Consider the following 2,302-nt stretch of genomic DNA (forward strand, 5'->3'; position numbering starts at 1 on the left):
CGACGAGCAGCCGCGCTGCGCGTGCACGCCGGCCGCGCGATCGCCGCCGGCTGGACGGTGGTGGTCGATGCGGCCTTCCTGCAGCGCAGCGAGCGCGACGATTTCGCGGCCGCCGCGCAGGCCTGGGGCGTGCCGTTCGCGGTGCTCGACCTGCAGGCGCCGCTGCCCGTGCTGCACGAGCGCGTGCGCGCCCGCCGCGCGCGCGGCGACGACCCGTCGGAGGCCGACGGCACGGTGCTGGAGCACCTGGCGGCACGGCAGCAGCCGCTGGCGGTCGACGAGCAGCCGCGCTGCATCGCGATCGACGCGACCCGGCCGCTGCAGGCGGCGGCACTGGCCGCGCGCTGCCTCGCGCTGCCCCGCGCTCAGCGCGGCAGCCTGCAGGTGTTGATGCCGAACGGCAGGTAGGCCGGGCAGCGGCCGAACGCGCCGGTCAGCAGCGGCACGACCCCGATCCAGGCCCACGGGCCGAGCACCGAGAGCGCTGCCAGCGCGATGAGCGTGAGGCCGGCCCGCAGCCGCCGTGCGGGCGAGGATCTCCGAGGCGCGCGTCGGGCCTGCCGGCGGGTGGTGTCGGGACAGGGCGCAACCCTCGTCATGCAAAGCGACGGACCGCGATGTGCGAGGCGCATCGCGGCCTGCGTTGATCAAGCGCAAGGTGTGTGCCCGTGCAACGCCTAGATTGGATCGGTCACCCCGTTTCACACAGGAGAAAGCATGAAGACCGACGAGCAACTCAAGCAGGAAGTTTCGGCCGAGCTGGCGTGGGATCCCGCCACGCATGCCACCCAGATCGGCGTCGCGGTGAAGGATGGCGTCGTCACGTTGACGGGCCACATCGGCACCTTCGGGCAGAAGCATGCGGCGGTGCGCGCCGCGCAGCGCGTGGCCGGCGTCAGGGCGCTCGCGGTGGAGCTGGACGTGCGGCTGCTGAAGGAGCACCTGCGCAGCGACACCGAGATCGCTGCCAACGCCGAACTGGCGCTGAGCTGGAACACCGCGGTGTCGCCGAGTGCGGTGCAGCTGACCGTGGAACGAGGCTGGGTCACGCTGCGCGGCGAGGTCGATTGGGACTACCAGCGCCGCAGCGTCGAGAAGGCCATCCGCCCGCTGGCCGGCGTGGTCGGCATCAGCAACCTGATCGCGCTGCGCGCGCAGCCCAAGGTCGACGACCTGAAACGCAAGATCGAGGAAGCGCTGATCCGCCAGACGCTGCGCGAGAGCCAGCGCATCCAGGTGAGCGTCGAGGGCCACACCGTGCGGCTGACCGGCCGCGTCGATTCGTGGCACGAGCGCGAGGCCGCGCAGGGCGTGGCCTGGGCGGCGCCCGGCGTGCGGACGGTGGTCAACGACCTGACCGTCGGCTGACGCCCGAGGAGATCCTTCATGCATCCATTCATGCGGGCGTTGTCGCTCGCTTTCGCCTGCGCCGCGGCACTCGTGCTCGGCGGCTGCGGCTACAACACGTTGCAAGGCAGCGACGAGCAGACCCAGGCCGCCTGGTCCGAGGTCGTCAACCAGTACCAGCGGCGGGCCGACCTGGTGCCGAACCTGGTGGCCACCGTGAAGGCCGAGGCGGACTTCGAGCAATCGACGCTCACCCGCGTGGTCGAGGCACGCGCCCGCGCGACCGCGGTGCAGGCGACGCCGGCGCTCGTCAACGACCCGCAGGCGTTCCAGAAGTTCCAGCAGGCGCAGGGCGAGCTGTCGAGCGCGCTGGCGCGGTTGCTGGCGGTCTCGGAGAACTACCCGACGCTGCGCGCGAACCAGGCCTTCCGCGACCTGCAGGCACAGCTGGAGGGCACCGAGAACCGCATCGCGGTCGCGCGCAACCGCTACATCCAGTCGGTGCAGGCCTACAACGTCACGGTGCGCTCGTTCCCGTCGAACCTGACCGCGATGGCGTTCGGCTTCCAGGAGAAGCCGAACTTCGCGGTCGACAACGAGCGGGCGATCGCCCAGCCGCCGCGGGTGGATTTCGGCGCGCCGCCGCCGGCACCGGCGGCATCGCGATGAACGCCGCACGCGCGGCGCGGGTGGCACTGTGCGCGCTGTTGCTCGCCTGCGGCGTGCACGGTGCCGCCGCGCTGGTCGCGGTGCCGCCGCTGCGCGGCCACGTGACCGACCTGACCGCGACGCTGAGCGCCTCCGCGCAGGCCGAGCTCGAGCGCAAGCTTGCCGCGTTCGAGGCGCGCAAGGGCAGCCAGCTGGCGGTGCTGATCGTCGCGACGACGCAGCCCGAGCCGATCGAGGCGTACGCGCTGCGCGTGGCCGAGCAGTGGAAGCTCGGGCGGCGCAAGGT

Annotated in this window: 5 protein-coding genes; 4 read left to right on the plus strand and 1 reads right to left on the minus strand. The window is 72.4% G+C overall.

Translation table 11 applies throughout. From position 1 onward, the window contains the following. The coding region (locus tag AC1D15_RS27810; protein WP_477828548.1) for a P-loop nucleotide/nucleoside kinase family protein at positions 1-408 on the plus strand (408 nt) is incomplete at its 5' end. Here the strand turns inward: AC1D15_RS27810 and AC1D15_RS27815 are convergent. After that, positions 366-599 carry a YgaP family membrane protein gene (locus tag AC1D15_RS27815; RefSeq protein ID WP_477828549.1) on the minus strand — a complete coding sequence of 78 codons (234 nt, stop codon included), beginning with the start codon at positions 597-599 and terminating at the stop codon, positions 366-368. The two genes, AC1D15_RS27810 and AC1D15_RS27815, sit on opposite strands and share 43 nt — an antisense overlap. A 118-nt stretch (positions 600-717) precedes the next feature. Between AC1D15_RS27815 and AC1D15_RS27820 the strand changes: the two genes are divergently transcribed. The 3 genes from AC1D15_RS27820 to AC1D15_RS27830 all read left to right on the plus strand — a co-directional run. Continuing rightward, a complete protein-coding gene (locus AC1D15_RS27820; RefSeq protein WP_477828550.1) occupies positions 718-1,368 on the plus strand; it encodes a BON domain-containing protein in 651 nt (216 codons plus the stop codon). 18 nt (positions 1,369-1,386) lie between these two features. Then, positions 1,387-2,016, plus strand: coding sequence for a LemA family protein (locus AC1D15_RS27825; protein WP_477828551.1), 630 nt, complete (start codon positions 1,387-1,389; stop codon positions 2,014-2,016). After that, positions 2,013-2,302: TPM domain-containing protein (locus tag AC1D15_RS27830; protein ID WP_477828552.1), on the plus strand; the 290-nt coding region annotated here is incomplete at its 3' end. The genes AC1D15_RS27825 and AC1D15_RS27830, both read left to right, overlap by 4 nt.

The organism is Rhizobacter sp. P2_H2 (genome assembly GCF_056403375.1).

Bases quoted from the DNA above. Each gene is read 5' to 3' on its own strand.
- AC1D15_RS27815 (WP_477828549.1), bottom strand. From the start codon at position 599: ATGACGAGGGTTGCGCCCTGTCCCGACACCACCCGCCGGCAGGCCCGA.
- AC1D15_RS27820 (WP_477828550.1), top strand. From the start codon at position 718: ATGAAGACCGACGAGCAACTCAAGCAGGAAGTTTCGGCCGAGCTGGCG.
- AC1D15_RS27825 (WP_477828551.1), top strand. From the start codon at position 1,387: ATGCATCCATTCATGCGGGCGTTGTCGCTCGCTTTCGCCTGCGCCGCG.